The organism is Algoriphagus sp., from assembly GCF_046296635.1.
Classification (GTDB): Bacteria; Bacteroidota; Bacteroidia; order Cytophagales; family Cyclobacteriaceae; genus Algoriphagus.
The window spans coordinates 101,445-124,441 of sequence record NZ_JBKBKZ010000010.1 but is presented as its reverse complement, the minus strand read 5'-3'; the positions used below and the strand labels follow the sequence as shown (position 1 = coordinate 124,441).

24 protein-coding genes and 1 tRNA gene are annotated in these 22,997 nt (G+C 39.6%); 12 read left to right on the top strand and 13 right to left on the bottom strand.

Annotated elements, in window-relative coordinates:
* The first annotated feature begins 33 nt into the window (after window positions 1–33).
* Together ACK4HU_RS09695 and ACK4HU_RS09690 are read left to right on the top strand one after the other, a co-directional pair.
* The gene (locus tag ACK4HU_RS09695; RefSeq protein WP_409806131.1) at window positions 34–501 is read left to right on the top strand and encodes an antitoxin Xre/MbcA/ParS toxin-binding domain-containing protein; all 468 of its coding nucleotides are present in this window, start codon (window positions 34–36) and stop codon (window positions 499–501) included.
* A 19-nt stretch (window positions 502–520) separates the two neighbouring features.
* Window positions 521–961 (top strand): RES family NAD+ phosphorylase, encoded by a 441-nt coding sequence (locus tag ACK4HU_RS09690; RefSeq protein WP_409806128.1) that lies wholly within the window; start codon window positions 521–523, stop codon window positions 959–961.
* Window positions 962–1,148: 187 nt separating this feature from the next.
* Here the strand turns inward: ACK4HU_RS09690 and guaB are convergent, their stop codons facing one another.
* The 5 genes from guaB to ACK4HU_RS09665 all read right to left on the bottom strand — a co-directional run bounded on the left by guaB (window position 1,149) and on the right by ACK4HU_RS09665 (window position 5,606).
* Window positions 1,149–2,627, bottom strand: a complete 1,479-nt coding sequence (gene guaB / locus ACK4HU_RS09685; RefSeq protein ID WP_409806125.1) for an IMP dehydrogenase — start codon at window positions 2,625–2,627, stop codon at window positions 1,149–1,151.
* A gap of 143 nt (window positions 2,628–2,770) precedes the next feature.
* Complete coding sequence (locus ACK4HU_RS09680; RefSeq protein ID WP_409806122.1) at window positions 2,771–3,538, bottom strand: hypothetical protein; 768 nt, start codon at window positions 3,536–3,538, stop codon at window positions 2,771–2,773.
* A complete protein-coding gene (locus tag ACK4HU_RS09675) occupies window positions 3,516–3,968 on the bottom strand; it encodes an ABA4-like family protein (RefSeq protein WP_409806120.1) in 453 nt (150 codons plus the stop codon). The genes ACK4HU_RS09680 and ACK4HU_RS09675 overlap by 23 nt, the downstream gene beginning before the upstream one ends.
* A gap of 63 nt (window positions 3,969–4,031) precedes the next feature.
* Window positions 4,032–5,231, bottom strand: a complete 1,200-nt coding sequence (locus ACK4HU_RS09670; protein WP_409806117.1) for an RsmB/NOP family class I SAM-dependent RNA methyltransferase — start codon at window positions 5,229–5,231, stop codon at window positions 4,032–4,034.
* 78 nt (window positions 5,232–5,309) lie between these two features.
* Window positions 5,310–5,606, bottom strand: coding sequence for a hypothetical protein (locus ACK4HU_RS09665; protein WP_409806115.1), 297 nt, complete (start codon window positions 5,604–5,606; stop codon window positions 5,310–5,312).
* 80 nt (window positions 5,607–5,686) lie between these two features.
* Here ACK4HU_RS09665 and prmC point away from each other — a divergent pair, with 80 nt between their 5' ends.
* The 5 genes from prmC to ACK4HU_RS09640 all read left to right on the top strand — a co-directional run bounded on the left by prmC (window position 5,687) and on the right by ACK4HU_RS09640 (window position 10,721).
* A complete protein-coding gene (prmC, locus tag ACK4HU_RS09660; protein WP_409806112.1) occupies window positions 5,687–6,526 on the top strand; it encodes a peptide chain release factor N(5)-glutamine methyltransferase in 840 nt (279 codons plus the stop codon).
* Between the two features lie 330 nt (window positions 6,527–6,856).
* Window positions 6,857–7,114 carry a hypothetical protein gene (locus ACK4HU_RS09655; protein ID WP_409806109.1) on the top strand — a complete coding sequence of 86 codons (258 nt, stop codon included), beginning with the start codon at window positions 6,857–6,859 and terminating at the stop codon, window positions 7,112–7,114.
* Between the two features lie 205 nt (window positions 7,115–7,319).
* Window positions 7,320–8,111 carry a Fic family protein gene (locus tag ACK4HU_RS09650; protein WP_409806106.1) on the top strand — a complete coding sequence of 264 codons (792 nt, stop codon included), beginning with the start codon at window positions 7,320–7,322 and terminating at the stop codon, window positions 8,109–8,111.
* An 827-nt stretch (window positions 8,112–8,938) separates the two neighbouring features.
* A complete protein-coding gene (locus ACK4HU_RS09645) occupies window positions 8,939–9,607 on the top strand; it encodes a DUF6577 family protein (RefSeq protein WP_409806104.1) in 669 nt (222 codons plus the stop codon).
* Window positions 9,608–9,611: 4 nt separating this feature from the next.
* Entirely contained in the window at window positions 9,612–10,721 is a 1,110-nt protein-coding gene (locus ACK4HU_RS09640) for a nucleotidyl transferase AbiEii/AbiGii toxin family protein (RefSeq protein WP_409806101.1), read from the top strand.
* Window positions 10,722–10,946: 225 nt separating this feature from the next.
* On the opposite strand, the gene ACK4HU_RS09635 is transcribed toward ACK4HU_RS09640, so the two are convergent.
* The 5 genes from ACK4HU_RS09635 to ACK4HU_RS09615 form a co-directional block, all read right to left on the bottom strand.
* On the bottom strand, window positions 10,947–11,411 hold the full coding sequence (locus tag ACK4HU_RS09635; protein WP_409806098.1) for a hypothetical protein: 465 nt from the start codon (window positions 11,409–11,411) through the stop codon (window positions 10,947–10,949).
* 373 nt (window positions 11,412–11,784) lie between these two features.
* Window positions 11,785–12,117, bottom strand: a complete 333-nt coding sequence (locus ACK4HU_RS09630; RefSeq protein WP_409806095.1) for a hypothetical protein — start codon at window positions 12,115–12,117, stop codon at window positions 11,785–11,787.
* An 80-nt stretch (window positions 12,118–12,197) separates the two neighbouring features.
* A complete protein-coding gene (locus ACK4HU_RS09625; RefSeq protein ID WP_409806093.1) occupies window positions 12,198–14,936 on the bottom strand; it encodes an RHS repeat-associated core domain-containing protein in 2,739 nt (912 codons plus the stop codon).
* Window positions 14,937–15,012: 76 nt separating this feature from the next.
* Window positions 15,013–16,086 (bottom strand): DUF6443 domain-containing protein, encoded by a 1,074-nt coding sequence (locus ACK4HU_RS09620; RefSeq protein ID WP_409806090.1) that lies wholly within the window; start codon window positions 16,084–16,086, stop codon window positions 15,013–15,015.
* Window positions 16,058–16,489 carry a hypothetical protein gene (locus ACK4HU_RS09615; protein ID WP_409806087.1) on the bottom strand — a complete coding sequence of 144 codons (432 nt, stop codon included), beginning with the start codon at window positions 16,487–16,489 and terminating at the stop codon, window positions 16,058–16,060. Before ACK4HU_RS09615 ends, ACK4HU_RS09620 begins: the two co-directional genes overlap by 29 nt.
* Before the next feature lie 607 nt (window positions 16,490–17,096).
* Here ACK4HU_RS09615 and ACK4HU_RS09610 point away from each other — a divergent pair.
* The gene (locus ACK4HU_RS09610) at window positions 17,097–18,479 is read left to right on the top strand and encodes a Fic family protein (RefSeq protein WP_409806084.1); all 1,383 of its coding nucleotides are present in this window, start codon (window positions 17,097–17,099) and stop codon (window positions 18,477–18,479) included.
* Window positions 18,480–18,702: 223 nt separating this feature from the next.
* Here ACK4HU_RS09610 and ACK4HU_RS09605 read toward each other — a convergent pair.
* Window positions 18,703–18,775: transfer RNA gene (locus tag ACK4HU_RS09605), tRNA-Met, on the bottom strand.
* 67 nt (window positions 18,776–18,842) lie between these two features.
* On the opposite strand from ACK4HU_RS09605, the gene era reads away from it, so the two are divergent.
* The 4 genes from era to ACK4HU_RS09585 all read left to right on the top strand — a co-directional run bounded on the left by era (window position 18,843) and on the right by ACK4HU_RS09585 (window position 22,012).
* Window positions 18,843–19,736: a GTPase Era gene (era, locus tag ACK4HU_RS09600; protein ID WP_409806081.1), complete on the top strand. Its 894-nt coding sequence runs from the start codon at window positions 18,843–18,845 to the stop codon at window positions 19,734–19,736.
* Between the two features lie 2 nt (window positions 19,737–19,738).
* Complete coding sequence (gene der / locus ACK4HU_RS09595; protein WP_409806078.1) at window positions 19,739–21,052, top strand: ribosome biogenesis GTPase Der; 1,314 nt, start codon at window positions 19,739–19,741, stop codon at window positions 21,050–21,052.
* Window positions 21,053–21,128: 76 nt separating this feature from the next.
* Window positions 21,129–21,326: a hypothetical protein gene (locus tag ACK4HU_RS09590; protein WP_409806075.1), complete on the top strand. Its 198-nt coding sequence runs from the start codon at window positions 21,129–21,131 to the stop codon at window positions 21,324–21,326.
* A gap of 62 nt (window positions 21,327–21,388) precedes the next feature.
* The gene (locus ACK4HU_RS09585) at window positions 21,389–22,012 is read left to right on the top strand and encodes a transcription elongation protein SprT (protein ID WP_409806073.1); all 624 of its coding nucleotides are present in this window, start codon (window positions 21,389–21,391) and stop codon (window positions 22,010–22,012) included.
* Window positions 22,013–22,016: 4 nt separating this feature from the next.
* Here ACK4HU_RS09585 and scpB read toward each other — a convergent pair whose 3' ends face one another.
* Together scpB and ACK4HU_RS09575 are read right to left on the bottom strand one after the other, a co-directional pair.
* A complete protein-coding gene (gene scpB / locus ACK4HU_RS09580) occupies window positions 22,017–22,577 on the bottom strand; it encodes an SMC-Scp complex subunit ScpB (protein WP_409806070.1) in 561 nt (186 codons plus the stop codon).
* A 2-nt stretch (window positions 22,578–22,579) separates the two neighbouring features.
* Window positions 22,580–22,963, bottom strand: a complete 384-nt coding sequence (locus ACK4HU_RS09575) for a TraR/DksA family transcriptional regulator (protein ID WP_409806067.1) — start codon at window positions 22,961–22,963, stop codon at window positions 22,580–22,582.
* Between the last annotated feature and the right edge of the window lie 34 nt (window positions 22,964–22,997).

The following is a 22,997-nucleotide window of genomic DNA, read 5'->3' as shown; positions in this document are numbered from 1 at the left end:
TTATTTGTAAATTGGTGATAAATAGATGGAACTATGAGCCAGACATGGAAAATTCGCTTTTCAGACCAAAATCCTGAAGTAATTGAGACAGGGGTTCGTCCCTATCATTTCTTCAAAAATTCCTTATCTGTAGTCAATGAGCCGAGAGAGCCCTATGGAGCAGTTTTGGACTTTCATGAGACTAGTCCATTTTTTGACTATTTGGATTTCACCACACATGACATTGCTGAAGTGATGGAAGTAGATCCGAGTACACTTTTTCGTTGGAAAAAGGAAGATAGAAAGCTAAGTAAGTCCCTCACTAAAAATCTTTTAGAAATGGATCAGATCATTGCAAAGGGTGTCCGTATTTTCGGCTCCGAGGAGCTTCTTTCTCAGTGGCTTCATACTCCCAATACTGCTCTTGGAGATCAGAAGCCTGCGACCCTACTCAAGAATCCATATCAGATCACCTTGGTCGATCAGGCTTTGGAAGCGATATCTTGGGGCAATATCCTTTAAGATGAGGTATTTCCGGCTTATGGAAAATTTGCCCGGAAGGGAAAGCTTAGGCTATGGATTAGGTCCTGGAAGATGGAATCAATTCGGCACACCAATGATCTATTCCTGCGCCATGAGCTCCCTCAATTTTCTGGAACTACTAAGTATAAAAGGACCGGTAGTAACTCAGAGTAAATGGAAGTTGGCTGTGATAGAAGTGACGGGCGTAATCCCCGAATTGGACGCTGACTTTCTGCCTCCTGACTGGAAAAACAGGCCCTATCCCCGATCCACTCAGGAGTTTGGAACCGCTTGGGCGAAAGGGATGATTTCGCCGACATTAAAAATCCCATCAGTTAGAATTCCTCTTAACAGTTATCCACTAGAGCACAACTTGCTAATCAATCCATTACATAAAGAATTTTCCAAAACTGTCAAACTCATAGAAGAATGGAATGTGACTTTTGAGGTGAATGGCTAGAATATCAAATTTCATTTTATCCCCTCAACATCACAAAACTCAATCTTTCAAAATAAAAAAGGGGCTGTCTCATTAATACCAAATTCACATTGAGGGAAGTCGAAATGTCGTTTTATTCACAACAAATAGCCTTCGACTCCGCTCAGGCTGACATCGAAAAGACTTTTAAGACAGCCACTTTATGAGTTTATGATTTCAAGCTATAATTTGGTGCTTCTCGAGTCACACTCACATCGTGCGGGTGAGATTCTTTCACTCCGGCAGTTGTTATTTTTACGAACTTACCGTCTTTCTGAAGGTCTGTGATTGTTTTGGTTCCACAATAACCCATTCCGGCTTGAAGCCCTCCTACTAATTGATACAACACTTCAGAAACGAGTCCTTTGTAAGGAACGCGACCAACAATGCCTTCTGGAACTAATTTTTTGATATTATCTTCCGCATCTTGGAAATAGCGGTCTTTTGAACCAGACTCCATCGCTTCCAAAGATCCCATTCCGCGGTAAGACTTGAATTTTCTTCCTTCGAAAATAATCATTTCACCTGGTGCTTCTTCAGTTCCTGCTAAGAGAGATCCAATCATAATCGAACTTCCTCCTGCTGCTATAGCTTTGACCAAGTCACCAGAATACCGAATCCCTCCATCAGCTATCACAGGAACGCCTCGATCCTTCAAGGCCTCTGCGCACTCAAAGACTGCTGACAACTGTGGAACACCCACCCCTGCGATCACTCGAGTCGTACAAATCGAACCTGGGCCAACACCTACTTTGACCGCATCTGCACCTGCGTCTGCTAAAGCGATTGCCGCCTCAGGTGTTGCAATATTTCCAACAATCACTTCCAAATCCGGGAATGCAGCCTTTATTCTTTTGCAAGTCTCGATTACGCCTTTGGAATGTCCATGAGCTGTATCAATAGAAACGACATCGACTCCGGCATTTCTTAAGGCCTCGACTCGATCTACAATATCCGCAGTCACGCCAACTGCTGCACCCACACGAAGACGGCCGTATTCATCCTTACATGCATATGGTTTATCTCTCCTTTTAAGAATATCCTTATAAGTAATCAAGCCAGAAAGCTTGTATTCATCATCAACGATCGGAAGCTTCTCAATTTTGTATTCCTGAAGAATCTCCTCTGCTTGCTCCAAAGAGATTCCGGATTTAGCTGTGATCAGATTTTCTTTGGTCATGATATCTCGGATCAATCGATTTTGATCTTTGATAAACCTTAGATCCCGGTTGGTGATGATGCCTTTTAATATTTTGTCTCCATCTACTACAGGAATACCCCCAATATGATATTCACGCATGATGGTTTCGGCATCACGAACCCTTGAATCAATATGAAGCGTAATGGGATCGAGAATCATTCCGGCCTGAGAACGCTTGACCTTGCGAACTTGCGCGGCTTGCTTTTCGATGGACATGTTTTTATGAATAAACCCCAATCCACCTTCAAGCGCAATGGCAATAGCCAATTCTGCCTCTGTGACGGTATCCATCGCTGCGGAAACCAGCGGAATATTCAGCCTAATTTTTTTTGTGAGTTGGGTAGAAGTATTGGTCTCGCGAGGGAGAACTTCGGAATAACCCGGTACTAAGAGCACATCATCGTAGGTGAGTGCTTCGTAAAGGAACTTCGAGGAGTTTCGATTCATAGCAAATATTGGTTGTAGGTAACCCTATTTGCCCGTCAAAGTTAAACACAAAACCCAATGTCATCCCATCCAAAAGCAAAATAAATATGGAAATACTAACTTAAAGTTGCGCTTTTTGGAAGAAGCTTTGGAATATCCTTGAATTAAAATGGCCAAATTCCTTTTCCCTGAAAAGCAATCCATAGAGTTGCTGAGCTAAAGACAAAATATATTAGACCCACTATTCCCGAAATTTTGGAGTTATCCTTCCAAAAAAACCAAGCCAAAAGTGGCAAAATCTGAAGCGCATGAAGGCCTACAAAATGAAAAACCCGAAGGTCCCCATAGGCTTTTGCCCAACCTAGAAGAAAAATTCCCTCTTGCCCGTCAGGGGCTCCAATTGTATGACCCAACCTACTTGCCATAACAAACCCTTCGAAACCTGCAATTAGAAAAATGATTAATCCAGCTCGTATTGCGAGTGCATAACCAGATGGTAAACTTTTTACTTTTCGGAAGAGAAAAAGAAACCAAAGTACCACAAAGGAATTAATTGAGATCACGATCCCCATTGTTTGAAAAATTATACCGTCAAGGATGGAGCTAATGTTGAAATGAGATAATTTCCCCTGTGCTGCTTGATACGTGATTAAGATTAGCTCAATAGCCATCAAAATAAAAATCCAAAGGCTAATCTTTTTCACTTTTTGGGGCTCGTTCAAATAATCCATAAGCCAACCCATGGTCCAGAAAAAGATGCCTACTGAGACAAAAAATTTTAAAGGCTTTAGCCAGACATTAACTCCTTGCAATTCTCTGGAATCAATCAAAGGAAAGAAAACTAACAGAGTCGCCATCAAAAAGCAAAATGCTCCTGACTTGGCTAAAAAGTGATTTCTTCGATCTAATTCAGTGTAGAAGGTTTTCAGCATAGGGATCTTGCGGAAATTTTTTCAAATAAATTAATCTGACCATGAAATAAAGAAGAAGTCCTGTAGGACCAAGCATAAATGTCAACAATAGACAAGGCAACAAAATCCATCTGTTTATCCCTCGCTTGTCCGCATCATGGCAAATCCACATACCTACAAACAGGTCAAAAACCAAGTAATGAATCCATCCTGCAAGAACAGCCTCATCGTTTGAAAAGAGCATTTTGACATTAGCCAATGTATCAAACCCACCTCTACTGTCGCCTGACATACCCTTTAGGATAAAAAAAAGATAAATTAGGGCCATGCCTGTAAATACAAAAGAAAAAAGTGCTCGGTAGACCCAGCGCTTTTGGTACACACTAAATAATATTATCCAGCAGACCAATGCTGTCGTATTAACAATAGAAAAAATCAGCTCTAGATTCATTTCAGTTTTTTTTCTGAAATTAAAAATAGAAAGCTGATTTTTAAATGATTGCGAAAATAATCTTTAAGCAGTTGCCGCTTTTTTCAATAATCGGGCGATATAAAACCCATCAAAGCCACTTTCTTGTGCAAGCACTTTTTTGTCTTCAATCAGCTCGAAATCTTTTCCTGCCTCACTTTCCAGGAATTTTTTCACCTGAAGCTCATTTTCAGAAGGTAAAATACTACAAGTAGCATAGACCATCTGTCCACCTGGCTTGAGCATTGAAGGATAGCTTTGAAGAATTTCTTGTTGAGTTTCCTGTACTTTTTGAATGGATTCCAGACTCAGTTTCCATTTAGTATCCGGATTTCTTCTCAACACGCCAAGCCCGGAACATGGAACATCAAGCAGCAAGCGATCAGCGGATTCCTTTAAACGTTTAATGGTTTTAGTACCTTCGATAGGTTTGGGCTCGATGATGGACACTCCATCTCTTCGAGCTCTTAACTTAGTCTGTTGAAGTTTCCAATCCTCCACATCCATTGCCAGGATTTTGCCTTTGTTTTCCATCAAAGCTGCCAAGTGAAGTGCTTTCCCGCCAGCCCCAGCACATGCATCAATCACGCGCATGCCTGGTTCTACTGCCAAAGCCGCAGCTACTAATTGAGAACTGGCGTCTTGAACTTCAAATAGTCCTGCTTTGAAAGCCGCGTGACGAAAAACGTTTTCTCTTTCTTCCAAAACCAAAGCGTCGGGATAGCCTTTGACGATATAAGTATTGATCCCGTCGGCTGCTAGTTGATTTTTCAATTGCTCACGGGTGATTTTCAACGTATTTACACGCAAAACCACTTCAGCTTCCTCATTCAGGGAATGAATTTCTGATTCCCATAAATCACCTAGCTCACTTTTACCGAGCTTATGAAGCCATTCAGGTATGGATTCCAGCATGGCGGGATCTACGATTGACTCATATTTCCCTTTCAGTTTGTCAGGGTTGATTCTGGCAAACTCTTCCCATTCCGGAAGCTGATTCCCCTGCATCAACCAATAAGTCCCGAAGAGGTCCCAATAATCCTTGGATGGGCTCAAATGACCGATGAGTCTCCACCAACGCACCATTTCATAGGTAGTTTCGGCGATAAAGGATCTATCTCGAGCTCCCCATTTAGGGTTTGACTTTAGGGTACGCTCGATGACTTTGTCGGCATATTGGCCTTCTTCGAAAATGGCTTGAAGTGCGGTATGAACTCCGCGGATTGTGTTATTATGTAGCTTCATGGATAGAAATTCTCGCTACAAAGGTAAGGGGAATTACTGAGCTTCGCTTTTTCCTTGAGAAAACGGTCTCAAATTGACTTAAACACGAATTCCCTCTCGAGCAACTGCAGATCCGAAATCATATCTATTTCCATAATTCATTGAAAAATTGCTAAACCACTTTTCAGGAATTGGATAACTACTGAGGATTTGTTTTCTAAACTCTAAGAAATTAGACTTTACACCAATGCCTACAAACGGTCTCAAACTTCCATTTCGGATAATATTTTCCACTCCATATGCTTTTAAACCTTGATATTTTTGCCAATAAACACCATCAAATTCGGCCCAGAAATCTATTTGGATTAGCCCGATTAGAGGAAATGTGAAAAACACAGTAAGGGCAAGTGGTAGTTTTTTAATATGATTATCCTTTAGTTTTTACCTTTACGCGCCATCTTACTAATTCGCCACACATGAGCACATTTTTGGAACTTGTAAATCGCTGGAGTTCTCAGCTGAATCTCTATCCAAAGCCAGAAGCTGACACACTCATTAGTTGGCTTTTGGAACATCACTTAGGAATGAGACGAGTGGACATGATGCACTTTTTGGAGGAAAAGGACCTGCCCGATGCACTTAAGCAAGACTTTGAACGACTGAAAACCGGAGAACCTATTCAATATATTTTGGGACACGGGCCTTTTTACGGACGAGAATTCATAGTAACTCCAGCTACTCTCATCCCTAGAAATGAAACTGAGGAGCTCGTCCATCTTATAATCAAGGAAAACCAAACTTCAGGCCTTCGAATCCTGGATATCGGCACGGGCACAGGGTGTATTCCGATCACCTTGGCTTTGGAAATGAAAGGAACGGATGTATTTGGAGTAGATATTTCTGTGGAAGCTTTAGAAATTGCTTCTTTAAATGCCAAAAAGCTTAAAGCAATCGTTTCATTTTCTACATGTGACATTTTAATTGACTTACCTCAAATTCAGGGGTTGGATATTTTGGTAAGCAATCCTCCTTATATACCATTGCATGAAAAAAATAATATGCATAAAAATGTGTTGGATTTTGAACCACACTTGGCCCTTTTTGTAGGGGATGAGGACCCTTTAATTTTTTATAAAGTAATTGCAGAGAAGGGTAAGAGATTGCTGAAAAAATCAGGAAAAATTTATTTTGAAATCAATGAGCGCCTAGGAGGAGAAGTTTCTAAAATCCTCTTTGCTCTTGATTATAAAAATGTAAGAATCATTCAAGATTTAAATGGAAAAGACAGAATCGTTACTGGTAAGCTGTCCAATTAAAATTCATTTTTGAAGCTTCCCCTATTATATATGTGTCTTTTTGGAGGTTTTGGCTTTTGAGGCAGGAAAGTGTGCTTTGGACGATTTTTTGAAGAATAAGAAATTATTCTAAATCTTAAATCATAACAGGTTCGTAGATTCTTTTTAGTTAGGCGATAAAATTTAAAAAATACCCAGTACTGGGTATTTTTAGGAATTTTTTGATGACTACCTTAGACTCATCAAAATTTTGATCCTCAATAAATTGAAGGATAAATAAGAAAAAAAGTTAAAAACCCCTTTAAATGCAATTTTAAAGCGTTTAACTAAAAATTAGATATTGTTAAAAATTTGAATCAAGAATACCTAAAAATTGAAGGAATGAATTTGCTATCACTATTTTTTAAAAGACAAAAAACAAGGTTAAACGCCAAAATTAAAGTTGCTTTAGCGAATCGCAACCAACAAAAGGCCAATCTCAAGAGGGAAGAAATATTAAAAATTCGTCAAGAAAAGCTTAAAAAATTTAGAATAAACTATATCCCTCTATGTTCAGATGAAGACTGGGAAGCGATGTCTGAATTTTATTCAAAAAATTCCAAAAAATAACTTTAAGTGATTTTTTCCTCTTTGCAATGAATGGGGAAATACTAGGAATGGAGAACAGCCAGCTGGGACCTATGCCAGAGAAATATTAAATCGCCTTTTGATCGACCTGTCTTGGAATTCAAGCAGACTGGAAGGCAACACCTATTCCTTGTTGGATACAGAGCTGTTAATCCATAACGGAAAAACCCCCTCGAACAAATCCCCCATGGAAACCCAGATGATTCTCAACCACAAGGAGGCTATCGAGTTTTTGGTAGAATCGTCTGATGAGGTGGGCTTCAATCGCTATACTTTTCTCAATCTCCATGCTCTGCTTTCAAACAACCTGTTGCCAAACCCGGCTGCATCCGGCAGGCTTAGAACATTTGGTGTGGGAATCTCCAATTCCGTATTTACTCCGTTGGGAATTCCGCAACTCATCGAAGAATCCTTTGACCTAATCCTGGAAAAGGCAAGCCAAATCGAAAATCCATTTGAGCAGGCTTTTTTTGTATTGGTTCAGCTTCCCTATCTCCAACCATTCGATGACGTTAATAAGCGAGTATCCAGATTGGCTGCCAATATTCCTTTGAACCGACACAACCTTGCTCCTCTTTCATTTATAGATGTACCGGAAGAAAGTTATATCAAGGGGATGCTAGGCATTTATGAATTAAACCGCATCGAATTATTCAAGGATGTTTTTTTGTGGGCCTATGAGCGGTCAGCCCTAAGGTATGCAGCCATTCGCCAATCCCTTGGCGAGCCGGATCCTTTCCGAATGAAATACCGAGAAGAAATACGTGGGATCGTCAGCCTAATCGTTAGAAATGCAATGGAAAAAGAAGCAGCATCCCAAGCAATAAAATCTGAAGTCAAAAAATTACCAGAACCAGACCAATCCAAGTTCGCTGAAGTAGTAGAAACCGAACTCCTTGGACTTCATGAAGGAAATTTTGTCCGCTATCGAATAAGACCTTCTGAATTTTCTGCTTGGAAAAAGAAATGGGATTCTTAGAAAAATGCGATCAATTAGAAACCGCAACCATTTAAATCCTCATCCCAACCTGCTTAATTCTTGATCTCATAATTCTTAAAAATCAAAAGGGGGCAAATAGGGGGAAACATTTGAATCAAATGGAATTGATTTGCATTGACAAGCCGCTCATGAAAGGGTATAAAACACAAAAAGTTGACCTTAAAAAAGTCAACTGATTGTATAGTAGCGGGAACAGGGCTATTTTAAAATACTGTTTTTTAGCGATTTACATCACATGAGGGACAAATTTGGGGACAGGTTCATTTTGTATCAAAAATTTTAAATTTATTTGAATTGATTTTAATTCAGTCTCGGATTTCTGCGCAAATTATAGTTTATGAGATGTATATGAGGTTTGGTTTTTGAATGATATTTTTTTCTTTTTGCTGTTTTGGACCACAAATCTCTAGAATTTCAGCTCCGAAATTCAGAACTCGAACCATTATTTTTCCTCAAATTCTCCCGAGTTGTAGGCAATTCTCAGATTTGGAAATTTAAATTAATTTGAATCCTTTCGAATTTCAACCCTCGAACAATTCGTACAGTGCGAGGTATACGAGGCGTACGAACTGTACGATTTAAAGTTCCTTCTTTCCTTCCTTAGAAGTTTCTCTGCTAAATTCCTTTGAAAGGAATCCAACTTGAAAGTTTCATCTAACTTCTTTTCGGCAGCATTTTAAATTTGTTGCCAAAATATAGTTCTTTACATTTGTACCAAACTCTACGATATCTCAAAGGAAACGCTACATATTGAAGACTTAAGGAATCATTTCCAAAATCAACCAAAATTCTCCAAGTCAGAATTAATGGAATTTTATAGCTCAAAAGACCAGGAAGTCAAAACTACAACGGTGAATTGGAGAATTTATAAACTTGTTCAAGAAGGCATTATAACCAGAGTTTCGCGAGGCGAATTCAAGCTTGGCTTTGGGAAAAGCTATTTTCCTGGGCTATCAAACAAACAAATTTCCCTTTATCGAAAATTGAAAACTGAATTTCCGTTTCTTTCGATCTGCATCTGGAATACCTCAGTGATTAATGAATTCATGCTACATCAACCTGGGAGATTTTACAACTTGGTAGAAGTTGAAAAAGAAGGAATGGAAAGTTTATTCTACTTTCTAAAGGACAAAAACATGCCAGTATATTTGGATCCATCTCCAGAACTGATCAGAAGATATGTTACCGACGAGAAGAATCCCTGGATTGTTAAGCTCCTGGTCTCCGAGTCACCGACTCAGGAAATCAATGGAATAACAACAGTAACACTGGAGAAAATTTTGGTTGACATTTTTTGTGACCCACTCCTATTTGATGCGCAACAAGGATCAGAAATGAACCAGATTTTTAAAGAATCCTTTGAAAAGTATGCAATCAGTGAAAGTAAAATGCTCAGATATGCCAGTAGAAGGAGAAAAAAACAAGAATTGGAAATCTATTTAAACGAAATTTCAATATATCGGCAGCAATACTAACTTATTGCCAATAAATAGTATAATGATAAGTAAAGATTCATTACATATTGACTGGATAACTAAAGTGTCTACAGCAAATAGAAAGGCTGATAAGATATTGGTTGAGAAAGTTATCCGAGCGCTACTTCTACTTGAGGGACTGGCAAAACAAAATTTAGATTTTGTCTTTAAAGGCGGGACTGCTTTGATGTTGATTCTGGAATCATCCAAACGGCTTTCCATTGATATCGATATTATCGTAGAAAAAGAACCCCAAGATTTAGAAAGACTTTTTGAAAATTTAATTGAAGATCAAGGATTTACAAAACTTGAACTTCAGGAAAGAAAAGCTGGAACTAACATCCAAAAAGCTCATTACAAATTTTTTTACAAGCCTAGTCACCAAACACTGGCAGAAGAAGAAAGTATCCTACTTGATATCCTTTTTGAAAAAGTAGGGTATCAAAAAATTGAAGAAATCCCAATTGATTCAAAATTCATACTCTCTCAGGGAGATCCAATCATCGTACGAGTACCATCAAAAGAGGATATACTCGGAGACAAACTGACCGCTTTTGCCCCTAATACCACAGGTATCCCTTACTTCAAAGGAAAAACGAGCATGAGTATGGAAATACTAAAGCAGCTCTATGATGTGGGAAATCTAATCGATGTTGCAGTAGACTGTGGGTTGGTGAAAACCACCTTCGAGCTATTTGCAGCTGTTGAACTTAAGTACCGAGAATGCGAGGACAATATCAATGGGGTTCTTGAAGATATTTACCAAACCGCGTTGTGCATAGTAAGTAGAGGAATTGTAGGAAAAGGTGATTTCGAGGAATTGCAAACAGGCATTCAAAGGGTTTCTAGATTTATTTTCTCTGAATCATTTCATATTGACAAAGCAATTATTGCTGCTTCAAAAGCAGCTTACTTAGCAGTTCTCATAAGATCTAGCAATGTGGTGATTGAAAAATACGGCGATCCAAAAATCATGAAAGATTGGTCGATAGGAGAACCCCTTTGGCCAAGATTAAACAGGCTAAAAAAATCAAATCCAGAGGCATTTTTTTACTGGTATAAAATATTTGAATTACACACTAGCTCATCGGCGAAAAAGAGTCGCTTTGGATGAATTCAGTAATAACCCACTGATATGATCATATCAAGAAAATAGCGATTCATTTTCTGTTTTTTACCGTCTGCGGTAACTTGTTCCAAAATGGAACAGCTCGATTCTAATTTCAATTCTTTTGATTTAGTGTTGGTTTGTTTCACGATAGCTGATTATAAAGGTATGGATTCCCTCCCTGCAAGCCGGCCCCTCGCTAGATTAGCCCACCGGGCTAATCCTTGACGCTCAGTCCTCACCATACTGATACCCAAGTTCTTTGATCTCAAGGCCCCAGCCATCATAGTGGGTCTCTTGTACAATTAATGGTCCGGTACTCTGAATGCGGAACTGATCAAACCAAACGTTTTCACTTGTCTCATTGACCAAGAATGTTTCGATACCTGTGCGCCGTGGCGTATAGCCGTCTTTTTTGACAGGGATTTTGTGGATTAGCTCCTCGTGTTTGTTCCTAGCTTTTTTAGACAGAATTACCTTTCCCTGGTCGTATAGGTTGGAATCAGCGTTATAGAGCGCATAGCCCATGTAAGCTTCGGGCGCAGGCTTTTGTTCTAGTTCACCGATCACCAAAGCGATGACGTTCGCAATAGCCAATTCATTTGTACCTGTAGCAGGTAGGTTTTGACCAAATTCCCCCAGAGTTTGAACTAGCCTATTTCTAGCACCCGAACGAACAAAGGATGCAGGGAGCAATCTTTTTTTCCTTGGATCTAAATACTTCCCTCCCGACAGCCGTACGGGAGACTCCAATCTTCACAATGTCTCCTTCCTGAATCTCCTGAGATCTGGAAGGTCCAAAGAGGGGGTTGTTAGTCCAGCAAGCTTAACAATTCATAGGAATTACAATCTCCTCTAGGCGAAGTATATGCTCTGCACCTTTGAAGTTTGAAATGGCACTGGGTGGAATTTACAATTCCGCCCTACAATCCTTACTAATTTAATATTAGATTATTCGTTTTTGAAATAATTTCATCACCTTAAACAAATTACAAATTTGTATTTATATAAAGGTGTAGATGCAATCTACACCTAGCCCCAACCATATTCCTTCTACACCCAGAGGGAGTTAGGAAAAAATCCAGTCTTTATTTTTAAATAATCCAGCCAATAACATCAGGCCAAAGCTAATTCCGTAGTATATAACAATCACAAAAACTGGATGAATCCCCTTACCTGATTCTCTTTCCTTTCCCTCGTACTTCTGTACGATACTTTTATAGCGGCAATTGAGTAAATAATAAAGCAAGATTACAAGTACCAACACTAATGCAAAAGGATATTTATATTCCTTTTTAAAGGAGATGTCAATAATCCCAAAACCCTCTAAGAGCAACGAAATTGTGAAAATATTAAACATTACACATGCAACTACGAAGATAATTCCGCCTAATGCGGGCATATCATCAAAATTTTTAGACCGATGAGCTAATTGATAACTCTTGTAAAACAAATAATTATAAATACCCATAAATCATCTATTTATCGCATTCGATTTTCAACGTAATTATACAAATGGTCTCCCCAAATGTAGTCTGCAACCCCTACTCCTGCCGCTACACCCCAACCGACAACTGGTACAAAAGCAGCACCTGCAGCTACTCCAAACACTGCGGCACGTGTACCAGCACTGTAATACCTACCACCATCTATATCACCATAAACTTGATAACCTGTAGCTACTACACCTGCAACCCAAAGTACTTTTCCTCCTACACGAGCATAGTTTAAAACTCTGGATGTGGTATTTATATTGGCAATCGGGGTTCTTACCGTAATCTCTTTATTCATTCCATAAATTTGACCTCTCGGCATATATGCCCCTCGATTGTCTAAAATACCTTTTGCTCCTCCTCCAATCGGGTCTCCTATAGTGCCAGCTAAACTAACATTATCAGTCAAACTATGGCCACCCCCACCACTTTGAGCTTGATTACCTCCATTTGCTTGACCAAATGAATTACTTCCTCCTCCAAAGAATCCATTGATTCGGATCCCATTAGAACTGTTTTCAGTCATTGGAGCACGTTCAATGATATGCCATTTCCCATCCCTAAGTTGAGAAGCTCCAAATCTATTTTGAACTACGGCTCCTTCTGCATAAATATCCTTTGTCTTTTCTCCTTCACTACAACCATTAGGACACATTCCATTTGGATCAATATACTTAATGGGATTATTCCAGCCATAAGCATATGGTGATTTATCAATCTGAAGGTGATGATCAGCCATCGGATCTACAACTCCCCACCTCCCAATTGTTGGATCATACATCCTCGCCCCATAATCATACAGGTTCACTCCTAGATGATCATTGAATTCCTTGCCGTTATAAAGGTATGGATTCTCCTTAATCCCACCGTACTGATACCCTAGTTCCTTGATCTCAAGGCCCCAAGGGTCGTAATGCGTCTCCTGCACGATCAGCGGACCAGTACTCTGGATTCGAAACTGGTCAAACCAGACATTTTCGCTTGTCTCGTTTACCAAGAATGTTTCGATATAGCCGTCTTTTTTGACGGGAATCTTCTGGATTAGCTCCTCGTGTTTGTTTCTCGCTTTTTTGGTTAATACAACCTTGCCTTGTTCATACAAGTTCGAGTCTGCGTCATAGAGCGCATAGCCCATGTAGGCTTCAGGCACGGGCTTTTGTTCCAGTTCACCGATCACTAAGGCGATAACGTTCGCGATGGCCAGTTCATTTGGACCCGTAGCTCGTAGGTTTTGACCAAACTCCCCCAGCGTTTGAACTAGCCTATTTCTTGCACCCGAACGAACAAAGGATGCAGGGTGTAATCTTTTTTTCCTTGGATCTACATACTTTCCAAAGACTCCAATTTCCACACTGTCTCCTTCCTGAATCTCCTGAGATCTGGAAGGTCCCAAGATCCTTCCTCGATCTGCATTCAGCCAAGCTGTCGCATAGCCTCCCGGAGTTTTGTTATGTTCTCCGGCTCCCTGTCTTGATTCTTTAATATTCTGGAATAGTTCTTCCTCTTCCTCTGCATTTTCCGGCTCCATTGTAGCTATCCGAAATGCTGACACCGGAGCCCGAACTACCTGTCTCACATTACCTAAATGGTCTTTGACAAAGTATTCATACTGGAAAGCCGAGTTTTCATAAGCTATCCGCCCTTCCTCATGCATAAGGTAATCCAACTGCCCGCTTTCGAATACGAATTCCCCTATGTAATCCTTGGTCGAACTCAATGTAGTCCCGGTATACATCCGCTGCTGCCGCTTGACTCCATCCGCATCATAGTCGTATTCGATCTTTCCCGCACCTGATCCAAAGGTAATTCTGCTGGGAAGATTGAGGTGGTTGTATTCGATTTGATTTATGTTCTTATCAGGGTTTGAGCTCTGATTCCCATTGGCATCATAGCCATAGTTTTGTGTGGATTGGATATTGGGCTTGAAGTCCAAAGAAAGATGATTGGTCGAACTGACATCATCTCTGACTCGGAGGAGTTTATTGGAATACTCATTTAACTGTCCGTTTGCCAAATAATCATAGGAGAGAATGTCGGTGTACCCATAAGTCCCCGCAGAAATCTGGCCCCTTCGGTACAGCGTTTTAATGTTTCCGTTGTTGTTGTACCGGACACCGTGGATGGAGAAGTTGTCGGTTTCGGATAAATAGTCGGGAGCACTGTAATTGGCCACGTGCAGCCTGCCAGCGCCGTCGTATTGGTAGTTATAGCGGTGTTCCTTGCCGTCCCTGTCCCACCAGTCAATTCTGGAGATATTACCATCCCATCGGAAAAAATTACCTTCATTCTCATAGTATAGCTTTTGCTTGAAAATTGTCGGTGTGGTGCTGCTGATTTCCTTGAGCCAGTTTCGAATAGTATAATTATACGCCAGATTCACATCCAAAAAGGATTTGGTTTTCAGCATGCCTAACTCTTCGTAAGCCATACTGTTGATCAACACTTCGGCGTTCTGGTTTACCTGATGATACAGGTTTTGAAGTCCACCGGCACTATTGTATTCAAAGCGCTTTTTAACCGTTACAGGCTGGTTCCCTGTCAACTCGGTTACTGTGGCTATGGGTTTGTTTTCAAAATTATAATTGGTACTGGTTTTAACTTCACCTGATAGCCGATGCGATTCGATCTGCTGGATGATTCTTGCCTGTTTGTCATAATAATACCGGGTGGTGAAGAAAATCGTGTCCTCCAAATTTTTTGTTTTCTTGGCAGTCAGAAGTCCTTTCACATTTTTTGTTGCAGCCTGAAAATTTGGATGACCATTAGGTTTTTGATAATTAAACCCTCCGACAGCTTCATAACTGTCATAATAATATGCAGATAGCTTGAGGAGGTATTACCGCATTTTGATTTCCAAAATCATCATAGATGTAGTAGGTCTCCAGCCACCCGTTTCCGTTTCCTTCATAGGTAGGCCAATCAGGACCCTGATCTTTTTTGAGAACTAATTGCCCTTGCTTGTTGGTGAATTCCTGAAAAATCCTGTTGTGCTCGTCTTTTTTAATCTTCACCCATAGCTCCCCTTTAGCATAAAACGAATTGGTTACCGGTAAGCTTGAAGAATTTACTGTAAAAAGCCTTACTCTGTCCAAGGAATCATTCGGCCTTTCCTCAAATTTATTTTCTCTTCCAGACCCCATCTTCCACGCATCTCCAGGGCTAGACGTTTTAGTAATTCTACTTAAGGGATCATTTTTGTATTCATTCTGAGAGAAGCCAAAATTGTCAGAAAATTTATTCTGATAATAAAGCGACTGATCCGCTTTACCGGTTACCCTAAAAAAATGAAAATCGTTCAGATTATCATGATAAGGAAGAAAGCTTTTGGAAACCCTTCCCAACTCGTCGTATGCAATAGGTGTGATGATTGATTTACCCGTAACTGAAGCATGCATGGCTACCATCTGATTTTGCCTTCCCAATCCGTCAAAGTAGGTAGTTTGCTTATACGCTTGGTTGGCTAATGTTTTCCTGACATCAGACTCAGTTACAGTGGAATCTCTGATGTCATATTTCCGGACCCAATTTAGGTTTTCCTGATAGCGGTTTATGCGTACTGGCATTTTTGAACTCGTACATCCGGTCGCCGTATGCCTGTAAGCCACATAGTAGGTTTTGTTTTCAGTTACATTCAGTGCAACATAAGATTTGGTACTGGAAAGCAGGGTTGACTGGTCGGGCCCATACCATTCATAAGTAAATCCCTCGGGTGCGGGGTTTGCTGTAAGCGTGACAGAACCGTTTGAAGTAATGGTGACTTCCGGCGCAGATGCATCGACAAGCAGACAAGGACTTATGGGGTTTCCAGTTACAGTGACTGATTTAGTCGCGAAAACCGTAGTTTCGGCATCACTGTATTCGAAATAGATTATAATCATTGGGATCCTGATTAGATTTCAAAAAAGCAGTTTCGTCAGGAAGATTTTTGATTTGCCGGGTTATTTGTCCACCGGCGATCAACGACCAGCCCAACCCTACCCAACTTGCCTGATCGGTATATTTGATACCAGAAGAATGATAGCTCAAAGAAACTGGAAATTCAATGGGTCCAGACTTCACTGTATGGAGAGGTATTGAAATATTAGGTAACCCAGTGTACAAGTTGACATCATAGTTTCCATACCGTTCGATTGAAGATGCATTGGGGGATTTTTGGACCGGGATAGGAAAATTCTTTTCAACAGTGCTTTGAACATCCGCGGGAAGCTGAGCCCATGAAATATTCATGGTCGTAATAAAAACACAGCTACCTAAAAATATGGTTTTCAAAATAGTGGACATAAGTAATAGGATTTTTCTTTTGAAAATTATGTTTGAATTAAATAAGAGGGTATTAAATAAAAAATACCCTATATAGGGTATTGACAAAGTCGAAAAATTTATTTATTAAAAATTTCATTTTCAAAAAACTACAAAATAGTTAATGTATTCTGATTTAATCACGTGACAAAAAAGTTTAGGCAACTTAAACTTTAAAAAAATTAAGTTTAATTGACGAAAATTAGATTTTTTAAATTTTCAATAAATAATTATATTTTAATTAATTTTATATTGGAAAAATTATAATTTTTAGTATTTTATTATGTAAAAATATTTTTAGTATTTTTTACTAAAAAAAAATTTTTTGCCCATAATGCCTTTCACTACTTCAAATAAGACCTTCTGTATAGGAATTTTATTCTGATTTAAAATTCAACAGGCAAAAGGAAATGAGTTTTTTAGTCGTAACTGGCAATGGATCTCCTACTTTCCGAGGTGATACCAAAACCAAAGAAAGTCTAAATAAAAAAACGACACAATTTTTAATATCGCGACAATTATGGTGACACAATTCATTTTATTGTGTCATTTTCATGTTATTATTGTCGCGATACAAATGGGATTGAAGATGGGAAATCGAGATGAGCTACAACTGATTAAAGAAATAATTGCATCATCTTCTGATGGATTAGGAATAGAACAACTCCTTCGATTGCTCCCATTTCAAATTGAAAAGAGAGCGCTTCAAAGACGGCTAAAAATCCTTAGAGAAAAAAACTTAATTCTATTAAAAGGTGAGGCTCGGTCTACAAAGTATTATGCAAATGTCCCTGAACAAACTCAAGATTCTGGAAGGATAAAATCAGAAGAGGAGCGACAATCGACCATTCCCCTTTCACAAGAAGGCAAAGACGTTTGGGCCTTGGTCTCACGTCCTGTAGCACAAAGGAAACCTGTCGGATATGAACGAAGTTTCTTGGAAAATTACCGTCCCAACATCGACAGCTTGCTCAGCAGAGAAGAAAAACAAAAACTGGCTGAATGGGGAAATACTAGGAATGGAGAACAGCCAGCTGGGACCTATGCCAGAGAAATATTAAATCGCCTTTTGATCGACCTGTCTTGGAATTCAAGCAGACTGGAAGGCAACACCTATTCCTTGTTGGATACAGAGCTATTAATCCATAACGGAAAAATCCCCTCGAACAAGTCTCCGATGGAAACCCAGATGATTCTCAACCATAAGGAGGCTATCGAGTTTCTGATAGAATCGTCTGATGAAGTGGGCTTCAATCGCTACACTTTTCTTAATCTCCATGCCCTACTTTCAAACAACCTATTGCCCAATCCGGCTGCATCCGGCAGGCTTAGAACATTTGGCGTGGGAATCACCAATTCGGTTTTTACTCCGTTGGGAATTCCACAACTTATCGAAGAATCTTTTGACCTAATACTGGAAAAAGCCAGCCAAATCCAGAATCCATTTGAACAGGTTTTTTTTGTATTGGTTCAGTTGCCTTATCTCCAACCATTTGATGATGTCAATAAGCGAGTATCCAGATTGGCTGCAAATATTCCGTTAAACAGACACAACCTTTCTCCTCTTTCATTTATTGATGTACCAGAAGAAAGCTATATCAAAGGAATGCTTGGCATTTATGAATTAAACCGCATCGAATTATTCAAGGATGTTTTTCTGTGGGCCTATGAGCGGTCAGCTATGCGCTATTCCGCTATCCGACAATCATTGGGTGAACCTGATAGATTCCGAATGAAATATAGGGATGAAATACGCGAAGCAATTGGACAAATCGTCAGGAATGAGATGGGCAAAGCAGAAGCATCCAATGCAGTAAAAATAGCAGCCCAAAAGATATCCGATGAAAATCAATCAAAATTCATTGAAATAGTGGAGACCGAACTACTGGGGCTGCATGAAGGAAATTTTGTTCGCTATCGAATCAAACCTTCCGAATTTTCAGCATGGAAAAAGCGGTGGAATTCTCAATAAAATGGGATAATTTAGAAACCGCAACCATTTAAATCCTCATCCCAACCTGCTTAATTCTTGAACTCACAATTCTTAAAAACCAAAAAAAATCAAAAGGGGGCAAATAGGGGGACAGACCTGTGGTCAATTTGAATCAAATGGAATCGATGAGCGTTGACAATCCGTACATAAAAGGGTATAAAACAAAAAAAGTTGACCATTAAATGATCAACTAATTGTTTTGTAGCGGGAACAGGACTCGAACCTGTGACCTTCGGGTTATGAGCCCGACGAGCTACCAACTGCTCCATCCCGCGATATTGTGATGCAAAGGTAAGGACAAACTCTCCAAAATCAAGTACCTTTGCAAAAAAATTAAAATAAATGCTTTCCCCTACTCATAAAGCCGGATTTGTAAATATCGTTGGCAAACCCAATGTGGGTAAGTCCACGCTCATGAATATCCTTGTGGGTGAGCGGCTTTCGATTATTTCCTCTAAGGCTCAAACCACACGACACAGAATCCTCGGTCTTATAAATACCGACGAATATCAGATTGTTTTTTCTGATACTCCGGGCATGCTCAAACCAAAATATGAGCTGCATAAGAACATGATGAGTTTTGTAAACATCTCTTTGGAAGATGCAGATGTTATAGTTTTTGTCACCGATTTGTACGAGACCGAAGAGGAAATCGAGGATGTCATCACTAAAATCAATGCTTCGGGTGTTCCGGTACTTTTGGTAATTAACAAGATTGATTTAGCTAAAAAAGGTCAGCTTGATGAAGTCACTGAATATTGGACTTCGAGAATCAAATCAGAAACAGTCATTCCAATTTCAGCACTGGAAAAATTCAATACTGAGCGGATTTTACAGGAAATACTTGATCAATTGCCTGTCCATCCACCGTTTTATGATAAAGAGGAACTAACTGACCGTCCGGAACGGTTCTTTGCCTCCGAGATCATTCGGGAAAAGATTTTCAACAATTACAAAAAAGAGATCCCCTACAGCACTGAGGTTTCGATTGAAGATTTTTACGAAGAAGAAACTATCATTAAAATACGGGCAACTATCTTCTGCGAGCGTGAAAGCCAAAAAGGCATCCTGATCGGTGACAAAGGTAAAATGCTGAAAAAAGTGGGAATTGAATCAAGACTGGAATTGGAGAAATTTTTTGGCAAAAAAGTCTTCCTCGAAACCTTTGTTAAGGTGGAACAAGACTGGAGAAAAAATATATTAAAACTTAAAAAATTCGGGTACGACCCATCCTAATCATGGCAAATATTGTAGCAATTGTTGGTAGGCCCAATGTTGGAAAATCCACACTCTTTAATCGCTTGGTTGAAGAACGTAAGGCTATCGAAGACAACATGAGCGGTGTGACTCGTGATAGGCACTATGGTCATGCCCAGTGGTCTGGCAAATTCTTTTCTGTCATCGACACGGGTGGATATGTGACTGGTTCTGAGGACTTATATGAAGCGGAAATCAGGAAACAGGTCAAACTCGCAATCGAAGAAGCAAATGTCATTCTCTTTGTAGTAGACTGTATTGACGGGCTGACTGATCTCGATATGGAATTTGCTAATGAGCTCAGAGGGACTAAAAAGCCAATCTTCATTGTAGCAAACAAAGCAGATAATAGAGAAAAGGCTATGTCATCTCATGAATTTTATTCTTTGGGAATCAGTGATTTTGAAATTTACCCTATTGCTTCAGCCAGTGGGAGTGGCACGGGCGAACTTCTTGATGAGGTAGTAAAACAATTCGAAGACGAGGGAATAGAAGATCCCGATGCAGGAATTCCGAAAATCTCAATTCTAGGTCGACCCAATGTGGGAAAATCCTCTTTCCTCAATGCCTTGCTTGGTCATGAGCGTTCCATCGTGACTGATGAAGCCGGAACCACACGGGATGCGATCCACACGAGATATAAACTATTTGGCCAGGATTTTATCATTACAGATACTGCTGGGATTAGAAAAAAAGCCAAGGTAAAAGAAGACGTCGAGTTTTACTCTGTGATGAGATCACTGCGTACTTTGGAGGAATCTGATGTAATCATCGTCATGGTAGATGCTACGAGAGGATTGGAAGCTCAGGACGTCAACTTAATCAGCCTTGCCATTAAGAACAACAAGGGTGTCATGATCATGGTGAACAAATGGGATTTGATCGAAAAAGATCACAAGACAATGGGAAAAATCAAAGATGACATGATCGATCGACTCGGTGAAAACAAATGGATTCCGATTATTTTCACTTCAGTGGTTGAAAAGCAACGAATATTCCAAGCAATAGAATTGGCAACTAAGGTGTATGAAAACAAAACTAGACGGATCGCTACCTCCAAATTGAACGATGTTTTGCTCCAAGAAATTGAAAAATATCCTCCGCCTGCTTGGAAAGGTAAGTACATCAAAATCAAATATGTAACTCAACTACCTACTAAAAATCCAGTTTTTGCCTTTTTCTGTAACCTTCCACAGTATATTAAGGAGCCTTATACACGATATTTAGAAAATCGACTCCGTGAAAACTTTGATTTCGAAGGTGTTCCGGTAAAGATTGTTTACAAAAGCAAATAAAAAATATTCGAGAGGGACTTGTTTTATTGCGAATAATACTAGTACATTTGCACCGTAATTAAGAAAACCACAAAAAATGAAAAAGGTATTTGCAATTTTCGCAATCGCTGGCTTGATCGCTACTGCTTCTTGCGGTAACAAGTCAACTGAAGAAGTAACAGTTGAAGTAACTGAAACAGTAGAAGAAACTACTGAGGAAGTTGTTGAGGAGGCTGAAATGTCAGCTGACTCTACTTCTACTGAAGTTGAAGAAGTAATTGAAGTTCAGAATTAATTCTATCTTCAAAAGAAATCTAAAGAGTCCCGAAATCGGGACTCTTTTTTTATTTTAGGGCGATGAAGCCAATAGATCAGCTAAAAAATATTTTTGAAATGCACCTTCCTGTTTCTGCAATTTCTTACTGCTTAGACTTATGGCAAAACACTCCTTTTTCATTTAGAGTCCAAAAACCAAGATCTTCGAAACTCGGGGATTTCCGATATCGAAAAGACCGGAAAATCCAAACTATTACAATCAACTCAGATCTCAATCGGTTTCAATTTTTATTGACTTATGTTCATGAAGTCGCGCATTTGCGCACTTTTGAAAAACATGGAAATGCACATTCTCCGCATGGAATTGAGTGGAAGAAAGAGTTTCAAAACTTAATGTGGCCAATCCTGAATGATTCTGTTTTCCCAAAAGACATTTTGATTCCGCTTAGACATCACATGCAAAATCCCGCTGCGAGTTCATCCCGAGATTTATTCCTGATTAAGGAAATGAGCAAATATGACTTGCCAAGCAAATTTATTTCCGATCAGGTCTTTCTGTCTGATCTTTTGCCTGGCAAGGAGTTTTTGCTTTCTGGAAGGAAATTTAAAAAAGGTGAAACACGAAGAACTCGGGTTTTGTGTGAAGAGATTGAATCAGGAAGAAAATTCCTTGTTTCAAGGTTGGCTAAAGTAAAACCCGTCTAAAATATTATTCTCGCTCCTCGCCGATTTGATTTTCAGGCTGAGAAAAATCTTTGGGTTGAGGTAACTCCTGAATCGAATTGATCCCAAAGTACTCCATGAATTTCTCAGAGGTACCATAAATCAAAGGTTTCCCCACTCCCTCAGATTTACCCTTGATCTCCACGAGCTCTTTTTCCAGAAGCTTTTGAACAGAATAATCACTGTTTACTCCTCTGATTTGTTCAATTTCTCCTTTGGTAATGGGTTGCTTATAGGCAATGATCGAAAGTGTTTCAAGCTGTGCGGTTGACAATCGCTTTTGAGATTGTTGACGCAAAAGAATACTTATACTTGATTGATAGGCCGGTTTGGTCAAAAACTGATAGCCCCCACCTAAATGCTCAAGGGCAAAAGAATAATCATCGCCGTTATACTTTTTCCTTAATTCATAAATTGCAGATTCGATATGATCATAAGGTACCTCAGATGCAAACATTTCAGTCAGGCACTTTGAGATTTCTTCAATCGAAAGCGGTTCAGGAGCGCAAAATATCAAGGCCTCAATATGACGATTGAGAAAATCCACTTTTACTTTTTGGCGAGTTTGGCTTCAATAGAGTGCATGGTATGCGGTACTGCTTTCAATCTTTCTTTCGAAATCAATTTCCCGGTATCCACACAGATTCCATAGGTTCCGTTTTTGATACGAATCAGTGCATTTTCAAGATTGATTACAAATTTTTGCTGTCTGGCTGCAAGCTGACTTAAGTTTTCTCTTTCGAGTGTATCTGCACCATCCTCCAGAAGTTTGGAAGTCGAAGCGGTATAATCTGTTCCGCTATCATTCTTTTTACTCAAACTTTCTTTCAAGGAGGTTAATTCTTCCTTCGCACTTGAAAGTTTCTGATGAATAATTACTTCAAATTCTTTCAGTTCTTCCTGGGAATATGCTGTTTTTCCTTCCTGGCTCATGATCAAAAATGCTTTAGGTGATAATATTGGGACG